At 46.2% G+C, this 573-nt stretch carries 1 protein-coding gene; it reads right to left on the reverse strand.

What is annotated here, in order from left to right; all coding sequences use genetic code 11:
• Positions 1 to 573: DDE-type integrase/transposase/recombinase (locus tag JJQ88_RS21010; RefSeq protein ID WP_210367978.1), on the reverse strand; the 573-nt coding region annotated here is incomplete at both ends.

Consider the following 573-nt stretch of genomic DNA (forward strand, 5'->3'; position numbering starts at 1 on the left):
GCTTCACTGATGAATGAATCTATGACCCTATTGAAGCGTTCTATTTTGCCTTTCGATTCCGCTGAGTAAGGTCTTGTATAAGTGAGACGAGTGCCTATTTTTGAGCAGGTACGTGACATCCATTTGGTTCGATATTGCTTTCCGTTATCAAAATAAACAGCTTCTGGAACACCATACTTTTGGATAGCCAGACGGAAAGCATCCTCTATGATTCTCGAATCCAATGTAGGATAGAATCCCGCATGGACGACAAACCTGGTGGCATCGTCGATGAAAGCGACAAGGTAGACTTGCTTTTTGATTCCATTAGGGCCAATCGGCAAGTAAGGCCCATATTTGATATCGGATTGCCAGAGTTGATTCCTATGCCGCTTTTGGAACCTCCTGGCAGCTATCCCTGTTTGGGCATAGAGACGCATATTCCTTGTGCTGTACCCTTTTTTCGTAAGTTTCTCCTGGAGTGTTGATCTCCTAAGCTGCCCCGGTTCGGCCAAACCTTCCCATTCGAGAATCTGGATGATCTGCGATACACTCCGGCTAGGAACTTCCTTGCGAAGGATGATCGCCTGTTCC

Origin of the sequence: Bacillus sp. REN3, from assembly GCF_017912555.1 — a bacterium.
Taxonomy (GTDB): domain Bacteria; phylum Bacillota; class Bacilli; order Bacillales; family Cytobacillaceae; genus Mesobacillus.